Origin of the sequence: Streptococcus suis, assembly GCF_002964045.1 — a bacterium.
Classification (GTDB): Bacteria; Bacillota; Bacilli; order Lactobacillales; family Streptococcaceae; genus Streptococcus; species Streptococcus suis_U.
This window is the reverse complement of sequence record NZ_POPB01000204.1, coordinates 1-498: the sequence shown is the minus strand read 5'-3', so window position 1 is coordinate 498 and position 498 is coordinate 1. Positions and strand designations below refer to the sequence as shown.

The following is a 498-nucleotide window of genomic DNA, read 5'->3' as shown; positions in this document are numbered from 1 at the left end:
GACCTTAGTCTTATTCAAAAGGTAGTTCATCTCGTAAATAGATAGGCTAGTTGCCTTCGATGGACTAGCTTCTGCGATCGTTCCCTCAGTGACCAAACCAACCAACTTATCATTTTCAATAACAGGCAGACGATGCAAATCCTGTTCACGCATAATATCTGCAGCGTGTGCAATGGTTGTATCTGGTGAAATATAAACAACTTTACGGGTCATAAAATCTTTAACAGACATAGGACTTCCTCCTTTGGTAAATCATACTTTATTATACCACAAATCCGAAAACGATTTCAATATTTGATGAAAAGAAATGAAAATCAATTCTTATCCAGTACCTTGAAAGGAATGTGGGAATAATCTCTGTGCGTTTTTAAAAATTCCAAGGCTTCTTTTTTTACCTGTACGAGATTGACACCTTGGGCATTGGCCCCATAGACACAGCCACAATAGCACTGGCGATAAATGTCATACTCTTCACACATTTGAACTGAACGCTGATAG

At 38.4% G+C, this 498-nt stretch carries 2 protein-coding genes; both read right to left on the bottom strand.

The features are described 5' to 3' along the window. Window positions 1–231 (bottom strand): CBS domain-containing protein (locus C1E99_RS01840; RefSeq protein WP_153060140.1); only part of this gene is annotated, 231 nt, incomplete at its 3' end. Between the two features lie 83 nt (window positions 232–314). Next, on the bottom strand, window positions 315–498 hold a 184-nt coding region (locus C1E99_RS01835; protein WP_193441779.1), incomplete at its 5' end, for an epoxyqueuosine reductase QueH.